The following is a 16,564-nucleotide window of genomic DNA, read 5'->3' as shown; positions in this document are numbered from 1 at the left end:
ACCCATTGATAGGTAAGGTAATTGATCTCCACAGCTAACATCACGATGCAGTTCGGCGCCAAGCCGCTCTTCGAAAACGTTTCGGTCAAATTCGGTGCTGGCAATCGCTACGGCCTGATCGGCGCCAACGGTTGCGGCAAGTCGACCTTCATGAAAATCCTCGGCGGCGACCTCGACCCGTCCGGCGGTCAGGTCATGCTCGAGCCGAACGTGCGTCTGGGTAAATTGCGCCAGGACCAGTTCGCCTACGAAGAATTCACCGTGATCGACACCGTGATCATGGGTCACGAAGAGCTGTGGAAGGTCAAGGCCGAGCGCGACCGCATCTACTCGCTGGCGGAAATGTCGGAAGAAGACGGCATGGCCGTGGCCGAGCTGGAAACCGAATTCGCCGAGATGGACGGCTACACCGCCGAATCCCGCGCTGGTGAACTGTTGCTGGGCCTGGGCATCGGCATCGAGCAGCACTTCGGCCCGATGAGCGAAGTCTCGCCAGGCTGGAAACTGCGTGTATTGCTGGCGCAGGCGCTGTTCTCCGATCCAGAAGTGCTGTTGCTCGACGAACCGACCAACCACCTGGACATCAACACCATTCGCTGGCTGGAAAACGTGCTGACCCAGCGCAACAGCCTGATGATCATCATCTCTCACGACCGTCACTTCCTGAACAGCGTGTGCACGCACATGGCTGACCTGGATTACGGCGAGCTGCGTCTGTTCCCGGGCAACTACGACGAGTACATGACCGTGGCGACCCAGTCCCGCGAACAACTGCTGTCGGACAACGCCAAGAAGAAAGCGCAGATTTCCGAGTTGCAATCGTTCGTCAGCCGCTTCTCGGCCAACGCCTCGAAAGCCAAGCAGGCTACTTCCCGCGCCAAGGCGATCGACAAGATCCAGCTGGCCGAGGTCAAGCCTTCGAGCCGCGTGAGCCCGTTCATTCGCTTCGATCAGAACAAGAAGCTGCACCGCCAGGCGGTCATCGTCGAAAAAATGGCCAAAGGCTTCGACGGCAAACCACTGTTCAAAGACTTCAGCTTCCAGGTTGAAGCCGGCGAGCGCGTGGCGATCATCGGCCCGAACGGTATCGGCAAAACCACCCTGCTGCGCACTCTGGTCAACGAACTGACCCCGGACGCCGGCAGCATCAAGTGGACCGACGCGGCAGAACTGGGCTACTACGCTCAGGATCACGCGCACGATTTCGAAGACGACGTCACCCTGTTCGACTGGATGGGTCAGTGGACTCAGGGCGAGCAGATGATTCGCGGTACTTTGGGGCGCATGCTGTTCTCCAACGACGAAATCCTCAAGTCGGTCAAGGTCATCTCCGGTGGTGAGCAAGGTCGCATGCTGTTCGGCAAGCTGATCCTGCAAAAGCCGAACGTGCTGATCATGGACGAACCAACCAACCACTTGGACATGGAATCGATCGAGGCGCTGAACCTGGCGCTGGAAAACTACCCGGGCACGCTGATCTTCGTCAGCCACGACCGTGAGTTCGTATCGTCCCTGGCCACGCGCATCATCGAGCTGAGCCCGAATGGCGTGACCGACTTCAGCGGCACTTACGATGACTACCTGCGTAGTCAGGGTGTGGTGTTCTAAAAAGCAGCTGAAAACTGAAAAGCCCTGTCCATGTGACGGGGCTTTTTGCATTCAGCGCGCTGATCGTTCCCACACTCTGCGTGGGAATGCATCCCGTGACGCGGAGCGTCACACGAGCGGGACGCGGAGCGTCCGTGGCGGCGTTACCACGCAGAGCGTGGGAACGATCAATCTGGAAAGATAGTTAGCCTGCTTTCTTTTATCTCAAGCCCAAGCCATGATGCGAACTCTCCCACCGCCGCCCGCGAACGAGTCCTCATGTCTGCGCAGCAACTGCCACCGCAAAGCTCCATGGCGATCACCCTGCAGATCGTTTCCATCGTGTTCTACACCTTTATTGCGTTCCTCTGCATCGGCCTGCCGATCGCGGTGTTGCCGGGTTATGTGCATGAGCAACTGGGTTTCAGCGCGGTCATCGCCGGGCTGGTGATTGGCTCGCAATACCTGGCCACCCTGCTCAGCCGGCCAATGGCCGGGCGCATGTCGGACACGGTCGGCACGAAACGGGCGATCATTTATGGCTTGTGGGGAATTGTCCTCAGTGGCTTGCTGACGCTGCTCTCCACCCTGCTGCAGACTTGGCCGCTGACAAGCCTGATCATTCTGATCATCGGCCGCTTGCTGCTCGGCATCGCGCAGGGCTTGATCGGTGTCGGTACGATCAGTTGGTGCATGGGCCAGGTCGGCGTTGAACACACGGCAAAATCCATCGGCTGGAACGGCATTGCCTCCTATGGGGCGATTGCCATTGGTGCGCCCTTAGGCGTGGTGATGGTCGCTGATTACGGTTTCACCAGCCTCGGCATCGCGCTGGCCGTACTGGCGGCCGGTGCACTGCTGCTGATCCGCAACAAACCGTCGGTGCCGGTGATCCGTGGCGAACGCCTGCCGTTTTGGGCGGTGTTCGGGCGAATCGCCCCGTATGGCGCCAGTCTGACCCTGGCCTCGATCGGTTACGGCACCCTGACCACTTTCATCACGCTGTATTACCTCAACCGTGGCTGGTCCGGCGCGGCGTACTGTCTGACGGTGTTTGGCGTGTGCTTCATCCTGTCACGGCTGATGTTTATTTCAGCGATCAGTCGTTTCGGCGGCTTCAGCTCAGCCATTGCCTGCATGAGCATCGAAACCGTGGGGCTGGTGCTGTTGTGGGTGGCACCGTCCACCGCGTTTGCCCTGATCGGCGCAGGACTCGCGGGGTTTGGCCTGTCGCTGGTGTACCCGGCGCTGGGTGTCGAGGCGATCAAACAGGTGCCCAGCTCCAGTCGTGGTTCCGGGTTGGGGGCTTATGCAGTGTTCTTCGATCTGGCACTGGCGATTGCCGGGCCGTTGATGGGCGCGGTGGCTTTGAATCTGGGGTATTCGTGGATTTTCTTCAGTGCGGCGCTGTTGTCGGTGGTTGGGTTGGGGCTGACCCTACTGCTGCAGCGCCGGGCGATGTCCTGAAGTTCGCCGCGATCCCCTGTAGGTGTGAGCCTGCTCGCGATAGCGGTGTGTCAGTCACCTAATATGTTGAATGGTATGACGCTTTCGCGAGCAGGCTCGCTCCCACAAGGGTTCTGCACCTGACTATTGATCCGCGGTCTGCATGCCGGCCCGGGTCGGTTTACCCAAGGTGTGCGAGAAGAATCGCCCGGCCTCCGAGATCAGGTTGCGATGGATATCTTCGCGATCCACACCATCAGCATCGGTGCACAGCGCCGGCATCGCGCGAATCTGCTCTTCGTTACACGGCGCCATAAATACGAAGTGCCCAGCCCCTGCGAGTAATTTGAAATCCGGTGCCGTCGGCAGTTTGCGCGCCAGCGCGGCCGCATTCTTGTCGAAGGCCACCAGTTTGTCACCATCACCGCTGTAGAGCAGCACCGGCACATGCACATCGGCCAGGGTGTGACGGCCAAACTTCAGGCTCAGCGGCGCCATCAGCAACAGCGCATGAACGCGCGGATCGGCCACCGGTTGCAGATCATCCCGATCAACGATCAACTCACCTTGCGTATTACAGGCATCACGATCGTCCGGGCGCTCTTGGCAATACCGACGCAGGCGATCGAGATCCGGTTGCGCCCCGGACAGGATCAACGCGGTCTCGCCGCCTGCGGAATAACCGATCACCCCGACTTGATCGGCGTTGACGTACGGCGCAAGCATGCGATCGCCCAAGGTCGCGGTGATGGCTTCGGAAATCTGGATCGGCCGCCCGTAGAGGTTGCTCAGGGTGCCGAGTCGGCTGTGGTCTTTGGAATTGTCGCCGGGGTGAATCACCGCCACCACAACAAAGCCTTTGCGCGCCAGCGAGGTCGCCAGGTCGTGCAACGCCAGCGGCGTGCCGGTGTTGCCGTGGGACAGCATCAGCATCGGAAAGCGGCCGATGGCGACTTTGGTGTCTTCGCCGGCTTCGACCGAATAGCCCTCAAGCAGACTCAGGTGTTCACGATCGCTGGAGGGATAAAAGGCGATGGCGCGCATCGGTTGCAGGTCGAGCGGATCGAGGAAGGTCATCTCGTGATAACCGACGCTCCAGACCGGGTGTCGCCCAGGCGCGGCATGCACTGTGTTAAGGCTGCCGAGCAGGCAAATCAGTAACGTTGCACAAAGACGCATCATGGGATGCCCCACCCTGTTGTTACTCAATCGAAAGTTCCGTTGCGTTGCGGGCCTGAAACCCGGGGATTCGGTGTTCCGGTACGACAATGCACTCAGACGCTGATTGTGTGACTGCATAACCCGGGCCAGATTATGTAACAGTCAGATACAAAAAACTCCGTATTCGCCCCTTGCGGAACCAGAATACAGAGTTTTTTGGGTGTTACCTGAACATCAGCTGTTCTTTACGCAAGCCTTACGCGGCGGCGAACAGTTGCTCGCTGATCTTCGCTTGTGCAGCGGTCATGGCGTTGTTACGCACTTCGTCGCCATACGCCAAGCCTTCGGCGCGGACGATTTCGATGTCGGTGATGCCGAGGAAGCCCAGTACCAGCTTCAGATATTCTTCGTGAGCGATGCCGCTGGCCTGACCGGCATGAATGCCGCCGGAAGTCGATACGATCACCACTTTCTTGCCACCGCACAGACCTTCAGGGCCGGCTTCGGTGTAACGGAAGGTTTGACCGGCGACTGCAACGCGGTCGATCCACGCCTTGAGTTGGGTCGGTACGGTGAAGTTGTACATCGGAGCCGCGATCACAACCGCGTCGGCGGCGATGAACTCGGCCAGGGTCGAAGCACTCAGTTCGGCTTCGTGCTGTTGTGCGGCGTTACGCAGCTCAGCGGTGGTGCCAGCGGCGACCAGGGTGGTCGACGAGAAGTGGCTGATGGCGTCGGCGGCCAGGTCGCGATAGGTCACCACGGCGCTTGGCTCGGCAACTTGCCAGGCTTTGACAACTTCGCTGCTCAACTGACGGGAAGCCGAGTTGTCGCCCAGAATGCTCGAATCGATATGCAGCAGTTTCATGTGGAATCTCCTGGAAGGAATCGCCGGTGGCGACGGAATGGAGACAATCCTACGCAAGAAACCAATGGATGATTAGCCGCCTGAAATGCGATAGTTTGTCCCACTGATAGAACAGTCGGATGTCCCTGATGCAAGACCTCAACGATCTCTACTATTTCGCCAAAGTCGTCGAGGCCGGCGGTTTTGCTGCGGCCGGGCGATTGCTCGGGATTCCCAAATCACGGTTATCGCGGCGCATTGCCGAACTGGAAGAACGCCTTGGCGCGCGTTTGCTGCAACGCACCACCCGGCAACTCAATCTCACCGCGGTTGGCGAACGTTACTTGCGCCACTGTCAGGCGATGCTTCTCGAAGCAGAAATGGCCGATGAGGCGGTGGCGAGCATGTCCAGCGAGCCGCGCGGGCGACTGCGCGTTTCCTGCCCTACAGGTCTGGCCCGGGAAATGTTGCCGTGGGTGATCAGCGATTTCCTCGGCAAATTCCCCCAGGTGCAACTGGAAGTCGTACTGCTCAATCGCCGGGTCGATCTGGTCGGTGAAGGCTTTGATGTCGCGTTGCGCGTGCGTGAGCACGGTGACGAGGATCCGCTGCTGGTGACCCGACGCCTGCGTCAGGCGCAGATGGTCGTGGTGGCCAGCCCGGCGTTTTTACAGGGCAAGACGATCAACCATCCGCAAGACTTGAAGCATCTGCCCGTACTGGGTGCGCTGGAGGCCGATCGCATGGTGCATGTGCGCCTGCTCGATCAGCAGGGCCACAGTTTCGAACTGAACATGGAGGCTCGCCTGGGCATCGATGATTTTGTCGTACGCAAGGCCTGCGTCCTCGCCGGTCAGGGATTTACCCTGTTACCGATGATGTATTGCGAGGCGGAGCTGGAAAACGGCACGCTGGTGCAGATGTTGCCGGAGTGGTCACTGCCCGGCGGCTGGCTGCAAGCGGTGTATCCGCATCGACGCGGGGTGATGCCGGCGGTGCGCGCGTGGATCGATCATCTGGTCGAGTCGTTCAATGCCTGTGGGGAACGGTTGTTATGAGCAAGGGAAAGATGAACGAAGCCGACGTTGCGGCGTTCTGCCTGGCATTGCCGGGCGCTCGGGAAGATTACAAATGGGGCGGCGTGCGAGTGTTTTCGATTGCCGGCAACAAGATGTTTGCCTTGCAGGGGCTGCGTGGGGATTCGCTGGCGTTCAAGGTTGATAAAGATCTGTTTCTCGGTCATTGCGACCGCCCGGGCATTCACCCGGCGCCGTATCTGGCGCGGGCGCAGTGGATCATCATGCATCCGCCCTACCCGCTGGGTGCCGAGGAATTGTGCGGGTTGTTGCAGCGCTCGCATCAGTTGGTGGTGAGCAAGTTGCCGAAGAAAACCCAAATAGGTTTGTTGCTGTAAACCCGACCCCCTGTGTAGGAGCTGCCGAAGGCTGCGATCTTTTGACTTTGATCTTTTAAAAGCAAGATCAAAAAGATCGCAGCCTTCGGCAGCTCCTACATAGGGAATTGCGGTGTATTCAGAACAGCGTCAGCAAGTTCGAGCCGAGAAACAGCTGGTCGATCCAGAACACTTGGTGCAACACGACAATCACCCAGAATAGAATCTGAAACGACACCTTGCGCGTCTTGTGCCGGAACACCTGCTGGGCGATCAATGCGCCCGGCCAGCCGCCCGCCAGTTCCAGAGCATGGAGGATATTCTCCGGTGTGCGCCAGGCATCGGCGCGCGCCTTGCGCTTGTCGGCCCAGTACATGAAGAACGCCAACACACTCACAACACCGTAAGCCGTCAGCGGCACCAACGAAATCCCGCGCAACCACATCGACACCGAGCCGAACAACGGCAGCGCGCAGACGACCAGCAGAACCAGCAGTTTCAGCTTCAGATGCTGGATGTTGTTGCCGCCCGAAGGTCGCCCTTCGGGCCGGCGTGCGCGGGAATCACTCATGGCTTGGCCGCCGCCCAATCAATCCAGCCAAACTGCCACGTCGCCAGAATGACTAGACCAAATACGATCCGATACCAGGCAAATGCTGCATAGCTGTGGCTGGCGATGAACTTGAGCAAACCGCGCACGGCGATCATGGCGAAGATGAATGCGGTGACGAAACCGATGGCGAACACCGGGAAGTCCGCTGGTACAAACAAGTCACGGTACTTGTAGCCCGAGTAAACCGCCGCACCGACCATGGTCGGCATCGCAAGGAAGAAGGAAAACTCGGTAGCGGTCTTTCGCGACAGGCCGAACAGCAAGCCGCCAATGATCGTCGAGCCAGAACGCGAAGTGCCGGGAATCATCGCCAGACACTGGGCGAAGCCGACTTTCAGGGCATCTTTCCAGGTGATCTCGTCGACCGTTTCGGCGTGCACTTCATGCTGACGCTTTTCCGCCCACAACATGATGATGCCGCCCACCACCAACGCGGTCGCAACGGTAATCGGGTTGAACAGGTATTCGTGGATCAGGTCGGCAAAGATCACGCCCAGCACCACAGCGGGCAGAAATGCGATCAGCAGGTTGGCGGTGAAACGACGGGCGCTGGGCTGCGTCGGCAAACCGATGACCACATCGAAAATCTTGCGTCGAAACTCCCAGACCACCGCGAGGATCGCGCCGAGCTGGATGATGATATTGAACGCCATGGCCCGTTCGCCGCCAAAATCAAGCAAGTCGGCAACAATGATCTGGTGTCCGGTACTGGAAATGGGCAAAAACTCCGTCAGCCCTTCTACAACTCCTAGTATCAGTGCCTGCAAGGCCGTCCAAAGATCCATCAATCCCCCAAAGAGCGATGCGCGCCGGCATGCCCCGATAGTATTTTTCTAGCGTTCACTGCGATCAGCGTAGCTGTTTATGGCTGTACCGATTCCGCACGCACAGGATCCACACGAAACGGTCAAAATTCCGTGAAATATCAATTTGGATTCAGGTTTTCACGCGCGGGGCCGAAATCCTAACAGACAAGCCTTATTAGCGCTGCCGCGTTATACGACTTGGGTCGCGTATGCCCGCTCACGAAATCGTGGTTGGATGCTGGCGGTCGTTTATTACAAGAAAAAGAATCCGGAGTGACAGCGTTATGAACAGCTTGCGCAGTGTGTCGATCAGCCGACGCTTGTGGCTCATCTTGATTGTGGCGGTGGTCATGTTGCTGACCTTGGGCGTGTTGATGCTCAAGCAGATCCACGACGATCTCTACCATGCCAAAGCCCAGAAAACCCAGCACGTCGTGCAGACCGCCAGCGGCCTGCTGACCTATTACCACGACCTCGAAACCGCCGGCACCCTGAGCAAAGAGGCTGCACAGAAACAGGCGCTGACGGCAATTCGCGGCCTGCGTTACGACCAGAGCGATTACTTCTGGATCAACGACCTCACGCCCGTGATGGTCATGCACCCGACCAACCCGAAACTCGAAGGCCAGAACCTCTCGGCGATCCGTGACCCGGACGGCTTTGCGGTGTTCAACGAAATGGTCGCCATCGCCCGATCGAAAGGCGCGGGCATGGTCGACTACCGCTGGCCAAAACCGGGCGCCAGTGAGCCGGTGGCCAAGACGTCCTACGTCAAACTTTTCGAACCGTGGGGCTGGGTGCTCGGCTCCGGGGTTTACGTCGACGATGTGCAGGCGGAATTCCAGGGCCAAGTGATCAAGGCTACGGTCATCGGCCTGGTGATCGCCGTGATCATGGCGCTGTTGGTGATCCTCATCGCGCGCAGCATCGTCCGCCCATTGCAGGAAACCGTGAACGCCATGGCCAACATTGCCAGCGGTGAAAGCGACCTGACCCGCAGCCTCGATACCCATGGCAAAGATGAAGTCACTGAACTGGCGCATCACTTCAACGCCTTCACCGCCAAGCTGCGCCGGGTGATCGGTGATTTGCAGGTGTCGGCCAGCGCCTTGGGCCAGTCGTCCAGCGAACTGGGCAACGACGCCTCGCAGGCTCAGCAACGCAGCCAGCAGCAATCGCAGCAGATGGAACTGGTGGCCACGGCGATCAACGAAGTGACCTATGGCGTGCAGGACGTGGCAAAGAACGCCGAGCACGCCGCCGCCGAAATGCGCGATGCCGAAGCGCAGGCGCAACAGGGCCAGATCAATATCGACGGCAGCTTGCAGCAGATAGACAAGCTGTCCGGCACCATTGATCAAGCGGTGGAAGTGATTCGCACCCTGGCTGCCGAAAGCACGCAGATCGGCAGCGTATTGGAGGTGATCCGTTCGATTGCCGAACAGACCAACCTGCTCGCGCTTAATGCCGCGATTGAAGCGGCGCGGGCCGGGGAGCAAGGTCGCGGGTTTGCCGTGGTGGCGGATGAAGTACGCTTGTTGGCGCAACGTACGCAGAAGTCGACGGCGGAAATCCAGTCGATGATCGAGCGCCTGCAGAACCACTCCGAAGCCGCCGTAAAAGTGATCGGCGACAGCAGCAAGGCGTCGCAACTGACCATCGAACAAGCCGGGTTGGCCGGTGCGAGCCTGAATGCCATTGGCCAGGCACTGCGTAATCTCAATGGCCTGAACGCGTCGATTGCCAGCGCCACGTTGCAGCAGGCGCATGTGGTCGAGGACATTAATCAGAACGTCACTCAGGCGGCCGGCCTCTCGCACAGCACGGCGATCGCTGCCGAACAATCGAGTGCGGCCAGCCTGAAACTTGGCCAGTTGAGCGAACAACTCAACGCCCTCCTGCGCCAGTTCCGCGTCTGACCCGTGTACTGTGGTGAGCCCACCCCTCACCCCACCCCTCTCCCCAAGGAGAGGGGGCCGACCGAGGTGTCTCAAGCTATACGTCGACCTGAAAAATCGAGTCGATTATGGATTCAACGCAGAAAGATCAGGTCGGCGTATCTCGAACATCCAACTCGCTCAGTCCCCTCTCCCTACGGGCGGTCCGACGTTTCGGGAGGGTTAGGGTGAGGGGCTTTTGATCTACAGCGATCATCAGTACCTAGCCCAATGCAGTACAATCCGCCCCCTTCTTTCACTCCCCCAAGGAACCCCCATGTCCGGGCTTGAACTGTTTGCCGCCGCCCTCGGGGTGATCGCCGTGTGGCTGACGGTCAAACAGAATCCGTGGTGCTGGCCGATCGGTCTGGTCATGGTGTTGCTCTATAGCTGGATCTTCTTTGAAGTGAAGCTGTATTCGGACATGTTGCTGCAAGTGATCTACGCCGCGCTGCAAGTTTATGGCTGGTGGCAATGGACCCGCGCCGGGACGATGCATGACGGCCGCGAGGTCACTCGCCTCGATCGCCGCACTCTGTTGCTCGGCCTCAGCGTTGGCGCGGTCGGCAGTGTCTTGCTCGGCGCGGCCATGGCGCATTGGACCGACGCCGCGCAACCGTGGCTGGATGCGGCGCTGACCGGTTTCAGCCTGGTGGCGCAACTGTGGATGGCACAGAAACGCCTGCAATGCTGGGCGCTATGGTTCGTACTCGATGTGATTTTTGTCGGGTTGTTCATCTACAAAGGGCTGTACCTGACCGCTGCGCTGTACGGGCTATTCACCCTGCTGGCGGTGCAAGGCTATCGCGAATGGCGCGCCGACCCGGCGTTGCGCCCATGAAGGTTGTGGTCCTGACCGGCCCCGAATCCACTGGCAAGAGCTGGCTGGCGGCGGGCCTGCAACAACGCTTTGGCGGCTTGCGGGTGGATGAATACGTGCGTCGGTTTATCGAACTCAATCCCCGCGATACATGCCTGGCCGACATCCCTGATATCGCTCGGGGCCAGTTGCAATGGGAGGATGAGGCTCGGGCGCAACAGCCGTCACTGCTGATTCTCGACACCCATCTGCTGAGCAACATGCTGTGGAGCCAGACGCTGTTTGCTGACTGTCCGGACTGGCTGGAAACCGAGCTGTTGGCACGGCATTACGACCTGCACCTTCTTTTGTCCCCGGAACAGATCAACTGGACCGATGACGGTCAGCGCTGCCAACCGGATCTGGACGAGCGTCTGGCGTTTTACCAAGCCACGCAGAACTGGCTGGAAAACCACCACCAGCACTTTCAGGTCATCCAGGGCAATTGGGCCGAGCGCCAAGTGCAGGCCTTTGCCGCCGTCGAGCAATTACTGGTCGAATGACCCGGTCAACGGGTCACCTTCCCCGGCACTTTCCCCTGTTTTGGGGACAAAGTGTCCGATTCTGAAACACTCGTTGACGTGCAGAGTGCCCGTTTCAGCGCTGTTCATGGCTTTGTCATCCGAGTTGTTACGTGGTTGAAACACATCGTCGCAAACCCTTGTTCCAGAGCTTTGCTCAGCCAATAGACAGCTCGGCGCGGCCGTGGGTGTTTCAACGCTGAAACAGCTCGTGTTTCAGCTGCGCGTGTTTATTTGCCAACTCATTGAAATTCAAAAACTTTTAAAAAGCGGCACAGCTTTCGCTCTCTCCTTCACAACGCTGACTCGGGCCAGCCCACTGAAGAAGGAATTGCAGCCGTGGGGAATATCCAAAAAGGTTTGACCTGCCTTCTGCTGATCGGATCAGCAGCCAGTACGCTGATCAGCTTCAACGTGCAGGCGGAAGGCAACGGCGTCATCGTCCTCAACCGCGATGTTCAGCCTATTCCTATCGGTCGCAATGGTGGCAAAGACCCCTACCCGACCACCGTCAATGCCAACCCGTCCGCGCGCATCAATTCCACCATGAACAGCACCGAATTGAGCGATGGCGACTTCGCCGGTGTCGCCAGCGGCAGCGCGTTCCGCACCGTCAACAATGTCCAGGCCGGCAGCAACCTGCCAGGCCTCAATACCGTCACCAATCCCAACGGCATGCCCGGCATGAGCGCAGGACACGGCGGCGGTTCCGGTGGTGCGATTTCCGGCACGATCAACCGCGCCATGAGTTCCGGCCTTGCCCCCCTGACCCGCATGGCCGGAGGCCAATGAGATGAATCGTTCACTCCTTCTGCTCGCCCTGCTCGGTTGCACCACAGTTATGGCTGCTGATCCCGTTTCAGTGAACAACGCCAATATTCAAGACTCCGGCGTCCATTATCGCGGCAACTTCAACGTCAACCAGGCGGCTGGCGATCAAATGCAGCAGACCAACGTCAAGGCAGTGGCAATCGGCACCGAATCCCACGCCAGTACCAGCGTCATGCAGAAAATCGACACACCGGCCTCGCGCTCCATCGACGCCAGCGCATCCATTGGCGGCACCTCTTTCAGTAATGGCAACGGGATCCTCGGTGTGAACCAGGGTGCCGGCGCCAACAACCAGATGGCCAACGTCACGCGCGTCAGCATCAGTGCTGCCCCGCAGAGCGTTGACGACAGTGCCCTTTCACAACAGAACGTGGCGCTTTTACCAAGCTCAGGAGCAACTGGGACCTCACCCGGCAGTCGCCAGGTCACGACAAGTGATCAGGCCTTCACCGGCAGCCGCGGGGTAATCCAGGTGAACCAGAGTGCCGGGGTGGGGAACCGAATGGCTAACACCCTGAGCATCCGGGTCGCTGACTGACCCAAACAACAAAAGCAGTGCAATTAGAAAGTACCAACACTTAACCAACTAATAAGCACGATGGAGAAACACCATGAAACCTACAATGGCTCTCAAACCACTGGTTTTCGCACTTGCAGCAGTGATGGCAATCGCAGCACAGGCAGGCGGTCGTGATGACGATCATGGTAATGGGCACGGCAACGGGCATGGTAATAACCAGCCTAAAGGCCCAACCCTGGAACAACTGCTGCAAATCACCGCAGGCGCCGGTGCCGCTGTGCTTGACGTGCAAGACAGCGACGGCAACGTGGTGAAAAACCAGGGCACTTTGAACAACGCTAATGCCAGTGATTCGCTCAACGGTTCCAACGGCAACATGGGCGCCAACGTTGCAGCCGGCGACGGCAACCAGCAGGACAACGCTGCTGCGCTGGCCACCGCTGACGAAAGCTTCATCTTCGGTAACGCTGTTGCTGCTTCGAGTGCCACTCAAGTCAACACCAACAACTATGTGAAAAACTCGTCCACCTTCAATAACGCTACGCTCAACAACGCAGGCAACAATGGTTCCGGCAACATCGGTATCAACGTCACTGCCGGCAACTTCAACCAGCAGAAAAACAACCTGGCGATCGCCGTATCCGGTGGCCGCGTAGCTCAGGCTGCTGCTTCTGCCAACCAGTCTTCCACTGGCCTGGTTGTAGAAAACAAAGGCGTGCAGACCTACAAAACCGACACCCTCACCGGCACTTATGCCGCTGCCGGCGTGTTCAAGGCAAAAGGCACTGCAACCATCGAAGACGATAATGATCACGGCGGTTGGGGCAATCGTGGCGGCGGTCACGGTGGCAACGATGACCAGAAAGCCAAGTTCGAAGCCGTGGGTACCTTTGGCCTCGCTGGCGTAACCACTCAGCAAGTCATGACCAAAGACGGCTGGAAAGCGCCAGTGGTCAACAACGCCAACATGACCAACTCGATGAACAACTTCTCCGGCAACGGCGGAGCCAACGTCTCGGCGGGTGTGGGCAACCAACAAAGCAACTCGCTGTCCATCGCTGCTGGCTGCAGAGCCTGCCTGTAACTGCGATCGAAACGAAAGCCCCGGAAACGGGGCTTTTCCTCAGTCCGCAAAGGCGTATCGATCATGCGTAAGCCTGCTCTCCTCGCTCTGCTTTTCGTCTGTGGCCTGACTCAGGCCGGTCAGATGCCCGTCGCTGCCCTGCCGGGTGGCACGCTCGTCTACAAAAACGTGCAGAGCATCCGTGAGCGCAAGTTTGCCGACATCGTCGAACAGAAAACCGATTTCAGCTGCGGCGCTGCTGCACTGGCCACGGTATTACGCCAAGCCTATTGGCTCGACGTCGATGAGGAGCACATCATCAAAGGCATGCTGGTCAACGCTGACCAGGACCTTGTTCGTACTCAAGGGTTTTCCATGCTCGACATGAAGCGCTACATAGAAAGCATCGGCATGCGCGCCAGGGGTTACAAGATTCCACCGGAAAAGCTCGAAGCGGTAACGATCCCGGTGGTGGTACTGATGGAAATTCGCGGCTACAAGCATTTCGTCGTGTTGCAGCGTTCGGACAAGGATTGGGTTTACATCGGAGACCCGGTTCTCGGCCATAAACGCTACAAACATGATGACTTTGTCAAAGGCTGGAACGGCATTGTCTTCGCCATCGTCGGTCCCGGATATGACAAGGCCAACGCCTTGCGCAGCCCTCCGGTGCCATTGACGGCCAAGAACAAGCTCGACGGTTTCAACCCGGTCAAAGATGCTGAATTGATGGATTTTGGGTTCATTCAGAGCGACTTCTTTTAATCGCCGATTATAGAAAATGGGACTGGATGTCCCGGGAGCAGCAGATGAAAACCTCATACTGGCTGGCCGCCGCCTGCCTGGCAGCGAGCGCATCGGGCTACGCCAATGCAGGATTCAAACCCATAGAGATCAAGGACCAGGAGCTCGCCGAGCTGCGTGGTCGTTATGTCATGCCGGGGCGGATTATCAGCTTCGGCATTGTCATGAGCAGTACCTGGCGCAATGCCAGCGGAGATTTGATCGGGGCAGCCACCTCGATGCAACTTCAGGCAGCAACGGTTAGACCCGAATTTTATGTGCAAACGATCAAGGAGCACGGCAACGGCAGTCCCCTTCCTGCGGGTACCGGCACGATCACTGGTGGCGCCGGCCTCAACAGCAGCCAGGGCGTGACGCAGAGCGTGCGTGCCGCTGGCGACAGCAATACCGCCTACAACAATGTAGCCATCAACGTTTCGGAAGCCAATCAGGCCCCCGCGCTGGTGCCCACTCAAGGGCAGGCACTGATGGCCGGACAAACCATTGGCGGCAGCAATGCCGCGGGCAGCGTGGCCGTTTCGGCCAACGGTGGCGGCGTACAGATGGCCATTCAAGCCGCCGGCAATCAGGGCACAGCCCTGCAACAAGTCGCCCAAGGTGGCTTGCTGCAGAATACCCGTCTGCTGGGCAGTGCCAACGTGGTCAATAACATGACTCAACTCAACGTCGTATTGAACAATAACGGCATGAGTGCCGGCGCACTGGATTGCAACCTGAGTCAACTCAGGGCACTACGCACTATTGGATATTGAACTACGCTGAGTCTCGATCATTGGGCTTAAAGGGACGGCTTATTCATGTATCGATCAGTATCACTGCGTGCCGCAGTGTGTTTGAGCACTCTTCTCCCGGCCGCGATGCTGCAAGCGGCACCGGACGCCGATGTAGAAACCCTGAAACAAGAGCTTCTGGAGCTGAAGCAAAGATACGAAGTACAACAAAAGGCCCTGGCGGTCCTCGAACAACGAGTCCGCCAGGTTGAAGAGCAACCCGCCGCCCCACCGCCAAAACGTTTGGCCAAATCACCATCGGACATGAAAGGCAACCGCGTCGCCACCGGTACCGGTGCGGCAGCCGCATCAGGAGGCGCCGCCGGGGGCAGTGGCGCTTCTTACGGGCAATCGCTGGCGGACGATTCGCAACCGGCGCAGAGCGTTTCCAACCTGTACGACGAGGCCAGTGGCTTCTTCGGCGGCGGCAAGTTCAGCGTCGAAACCGGCATCACCTATTCGCGCTATGACACGCGCCAGTTGATTCTCAACGGCTTCCTCGCGCTGGATTCGATTTTTCTCGGCAACATCAACCTCGACCGGATCAAGGCCGACACCTGGACTCTCGACCTGACGGGCCGCTACAACTTCGATAATCGCTGGCAGTTCGACCTGAACGTGCCCGTGGTGTATCGCGAATCGACTTATCAGTCGGGCGGCGGCAATGAGGGCGCGGCGGGAGTCACCACAGAAGAAACCGTCACCAAGGATCCAACCATTGGCGACGTCAACTTCGGCATTGCTTACAAGTTCCTCGACGAGTCGGTCAATACACCGGACGCGGTGGTCACCCTGCGGGTCAAGGCGCCAACGGGCAAGGATCCGTTCGGCATCAAACTTCGCCAGACCGATGCCAACTCCAATCTGTTTGTACCTGACACCCTGCCCACCGGCAACGGCGTCTGGTCGATCACGCCGGGCATCTCGCTGGTCAAGACGTTCGACCCGGCGGTGCTGTTCGGCAGCTTGTCCTACACCCACAACCTGGAGGAGTCGTTTGACGATATCAGCTCTACGGTCAACCAGAAAAACCCGGGCAAGGTAAAGATCGGCGACAGCTTCCAGATCGGCGCCGGTATTGCCTTTGCGCTGAACGAAAAGATGAGTATGTCGTTCTCGGTGTCTGATCTGGTGCAACGCAAGAGCAAGCTGAAACAGGATGGCGGAGATTGGGAATCGGTGGTGTCCAGCGACGCCAACGCCGGTTACTTCAACGTCGGCATGACCATTGCTGCCACTGACAACCTGACCATCGTACCCAACCTGTCCATCGGCATGACGGATGATGCCCCGGACTTTTCCTTCAGCCTGAAATTCCCGTACTACTTTTAAGCAAACGCAAAAGATCGCAGCCTGCGGCAGCTCCTACAGGGATTACACAAACCCAATGTAGGAGCTGCCGCAGG

General features: G+C 58.6%; 17 protein-coding genes. 13 read left to right on the top strand and 4 right to left on the bottom strand.

Going from position 1 to position 16,564, the window contains the following annotated elements; genetic code table 11:
- Positions 1-21 precede the first annotated feature (21 nt).
- Together LOY43_RS13690 and LOY43_RS13685 are read left to right on the top strand one after the other, a co-directional pair.
- Positions 22-1,608: an ABC-F family ATPase gene (locus LOY43_RS13690; protein WP_095048873.1), complete on the top strand. Its 1,587-nt coding sequence runs from the start codon at positions 22-24 to the stop codon at positions 1,606-1,608.
- Positions 1,609-1,866: 258 nt separating this feature from the next.
- On the top strand, positions 1,867-3,054 hold the full coding sequence (locus tag LOY43_RS13685) for an MFS transporter (protein WP_095048872.1): 1,188 nt from the start codon (positions 1,867-1,869) through the stop codon (positions 3,052-3,054).
- A 123-nt stretch (positions 3,055-3,177) separates the two neighbouring features.
- On the opposite strand, the gene LOY43_RS13680 is transcribed toward LOY43_RS13685, so the two are convergent.
- Both LOY43_RS13680 and LOY43_RS13675 read right to left on the bottom strand, forming a co-directional pair.
- On the bottom strand, positions 3,178-4,215 hold the full coding sequence (locus LOY43_RS13680) for a dienelactone hydrolase (RefSeq protein WP_095048871.1): 1,038 nt from the start codon (positions 4,213-4,215) through the stop codon (positions 3,178-3,180).
- Between the two features lie 235 nt (positions 4,216-4,450).
- Entirely contained in the window at positions 4,451-5,062 is a 612-nt protein-coding gene (locus LOY43_RS13675; protein WP_095048870.1) for an FMN-dependent NADH-azoreductase, read from the bottom strand.
- A 128-nt stretch (positions 5,063-5,190) separates the two neighbouring features.
- Here LOY43_RS13675 and LOY43_RS13670 point away from each other — a divergent pair, with 128 nt between their 5' ends.
- Together LOY43_RS13670 and LOY43_RS13665 are read left to right on the top strand one after the other, a co-directional pair.
- The gene (locus tag LOY43_RS13670; protein ID WP_093432790.1) at positions 5,191-6,099 is read left to right on the top strand and encodes a LysR substrate-binding domain-containing protein; all 909 of its coding nucleotides are present in this window, start codon (positions 5,191-5,193) and stop codon (positions 6,097-6,099) included.
- Entirely contained in the window at positions 6,096-6,455 is a 360-nt protein-coding gene (locus LOY43_RS13665) for an MmcQ/YjbR family DNA-binding protein (RefSeq protein ID WP_258709845.1), read from the top strand. The genes LOY43_RS13670 and LOY43_RS13665 overlap by 4 nt, the downstream gene beginning before the upstream one ends.
- A 118-nt stretch (positions 6,456-6,573) precedes the next feature.
- Here the strand turns inward: LOY43_RS13665 and LOY43_RS13660 are convergent, their stop codons facing one another.
- Both LOY43_RS13660 and LOY43_RS13655 read right to left on the bottom strand, forming a co-directional pair.
- The gene (locus LOY43_RS13660) at positions 6,574-7,005 is read right to left on the bottom strand and encodes a DUF1294 domain-containing protein (protein ID WP_258709844.1); all 432 of its coding nucleotides are present in this window, start codon (positions 7,003-7,005) and stop codon (positions 6,574-6,576) included.
- Complete coding sequence (locus tag LOY43_RS13655; RefSeq protein WP_095048867.1) at positions 7,002-7,832, bottom strand: undecaprenyl-diphosphate phosphatase; 831 nt, start codon at positions 7,830-7,832, stop codon at positions 7,002-7,004. Before LOY43_RS13655 ends, LOY43_RS13660 begins: the two co-directional genes overlap by 4 nt.
- 305 nt (positions 7,833-8,137) lie before the next feature.
- Here LOY43_RS13655 and LOY43_RS13650 point away from each other — a divergent pair, with 305 nt between their 5' ends.
- From LOY43_RS13650 to LOY43_RS13610, 9 genes are all read left to right on the top strand, one after another.
- Positions 8,138-9,772, top strand: coding sequence for a methyl-accepting chemotaxis protein (locus LOY43_RS13650; protein WP_095048866.1), 1,635 nt, complete (start codon positions 8,138-8,140; stop codon positions 9,770-9,772).
- 295 nt (positions 9,773-10,067) lie between these two features.
- Positions 10,068-10,631, top strand: a complete 564-nt coding sequence (gene pnuC, locus LOY43_RS13645) for a nicotinamide riboside transporter PnuC (protein WP_095048865.1) — start codon at positions 10,068-10,070, stop codon at positions 10,629-10,631.
- Positions 10,628-11,152, top strand: a complete 525-nt coding sequence (locus LOY43_RS13640) for an AAA family ATPase (protein ID WP_258709843.1) — start codon at positions 10,628-10,630, stop codon at positions 11,150-11,152. Before pnuC ends, LOY43_RS13640 begins: the two co-directional genes overlap by 4 nt.
- Positions 11,153-11,509: 357 nt before the next feature.
- Complete coding sequence (locus tag LOY43_RS13635; RefSeq protein WP_038361181.1) at positions 11,510-11,962, top strand: hypothetical protein; 453 nt, start codon at positions 11,510-11,512, stop codon at positions 11,960-11,962.
- Position 11,963: 1 nt separating this feature from the next.
- Positions 11,964-12,539, top strand: a complete 576-nt coding sequence (locus LOY43_RS13630) for an adhesin (RefSeq protein WP_095048862.1) — start codon at positions 11,964-11,966, stop codon at positions 12,537-12,539.
- Between the two features lie 73 nt (positions 12,540-12,612).
- Positions 12,613-13,605: a heme utilization protein gene (locus LOY43_RS13625; protein ID WP_095048861.1), complete on the top strand. Its 993-nt coding sequence runs from the start codon at positions 12,613-12,615 to the stop codon at positions 13,603-13,605.
- A 63-nt stretch (positions 13,606-13,668) separates the two neighbouring features.
- Complete coding sequence (locus LOY43_RS13620) at positions 13,669-14,349, top strand: C39 family peptidase (RefSeq protein WP_095048860.1); 681 nt, start codon at positions 13,669-13,671, stop codon at positions 14,347-14,349.
- Positions 14,350-14,393: 44 nt separating this feature from the next.
- Entirely contained in the window at positions 14,394-15,140 is a 747-nt protein-coding gene (locus LOY43_RS13615) for a hypothetical protein (protein WP_095048859.1), read from the top strand.
- Positions 15,141-15,185: 45 nt separating this feature from the next.
- On the top strand, positions 15,186-16,490 hold the full coding sequence (locus LOY43_RS13610; protein ID WP_095048858.1) for a hypothetical protein: 1,305 nt from the start codon (positions 15,186-15,188) through the stop codon (positions 16,488-16,490).
- Positions 16,491-16,564: the final 74 nt, after the last annotated feature.

The sequence above is a fragment of the Pseudomonas sp. B21-041 genome, assembly GCF_024748675.1.
GTDB classification, from domain to species: Bacteria; Pseudomonadota; Gammaproteobacteria; order Pseudomonadales; family Pseudomonadaceae; genus Aquipseudomonas; species Aquipseudomonas neuropathica.
This window is presented reverse-complemented; position numbering and strand designations above follow the sequence as displayed.

Excerpts from the sequence above, each read along its gene's own strand:
- LOY43_RS13685 (WP_095048872.1), top strand. The coding sequence starts at position 1,867 with ATGTCTGCGCAGCAACTGCCACCGCAAAGCTCCATGGCGATCACCCTG.
- LOY43_RS13680 (WP_095048871.1), bottom strand. The coding sequence starts at position 4,215 with ATGATGCGTCTTTGTGCAACGTTACTGATTTGCCTGCTCGGCAGCCTT.
- LOY43_RS13675 (WP_095048870.1), bottom strand. The coding sequence starts at position 5,062 with ATGAAACTGCTGCATATCGATTCGAGCATTCTGGGCGACAACTCGGCT.
- LOY43_RS13670 (WP_093432790.1), top strand. The coding sequence starts at position 5,191 with ATGCAAGACCTCAACGATCTCTACTATTTCGCCAAAGTCGTCGAGGCC.
- LOY43_RS13665 (WP_258709845.1), top strand. The coding sequence starts at position 6,096 with ATGAGCAAGGGAAAGATGAACGAAGCCGACGTTGCGGCGTTCTGCCTG.
- LOY43_RS13660 (WP_258709844.1), bottom strand. The coding sequence starts at position 7,005 with ATGAGTGATTCCCGCGCACGCCGGCCCGAAGGGCGACCTTCGGGCGGC.
- LOY43_RS13655 (WP_095048867.1), bottom strand. The coding sequence starts at position 7,832 with ATGGATCTTTGGACGGCCTTGCAGGCACTGATACTAGGAGTTGTAGAA.
- LOY43_RS13650 (WP_095048866.1), top strand. The coding sequence starts at position 8,138 with ATGAACAGCTTGCGCAGTGTGTCGATCAGCCGACGCTTGTGGCTCATC.
- pnuC (WP_095048865.1), top strand. The coding sequence starts at position 10,068 with ATGTCCGGGCTTGAACTGTTTGCCGCCGCCCTCGGGGTGATCGCCGTG.
- LOY43_RS13640 (WP_258709843.1), top strand. The coding sequence starts at position 10,628 with ATGAAGGTTGTGGTCCTGACCGGCCCCGAATCCACTGGCAAGAGCTGG.
- LOY43_RS13630 (WP_095048862.1), top strand. The coding sequence starts at position 11,964 with ATGAATCGTTCACTCCTTCTGCTCGCCCTGCTCGGTTGCACCACAGTT.
- LOY43_RS13625 (WP_095048861.1), top strand. The coding sequence starts at position 12,613 with ATGAAACCTACAATGGCTCTCAAACCACTGGTTTTCGCACTTGCAGCA.
- LOY43_RS13620 (WP_095048860.1), top strand. The coding sequence starts at position 13,669 with ATGCGTAAGCCTGCTCTCCTCGCTCTGCTTTTCGTCTGTGGCCTGACT.
- LOY43_RS13615 (WP_095048859.1), top strand. The coding sequence starts at position 14,394 with ATGAAAACCTCATACTGGCTGGCCGCCGCCTGCCTGGCAGCGAGCGCA.
- LOY43_RS13610 (WP_095048858.1), top strand. The coding sequence starts at position 15,186 with ATGTATCGATCAGTATCACTGCGTGCCGCAGTGTGTTTGAGCACTCTT.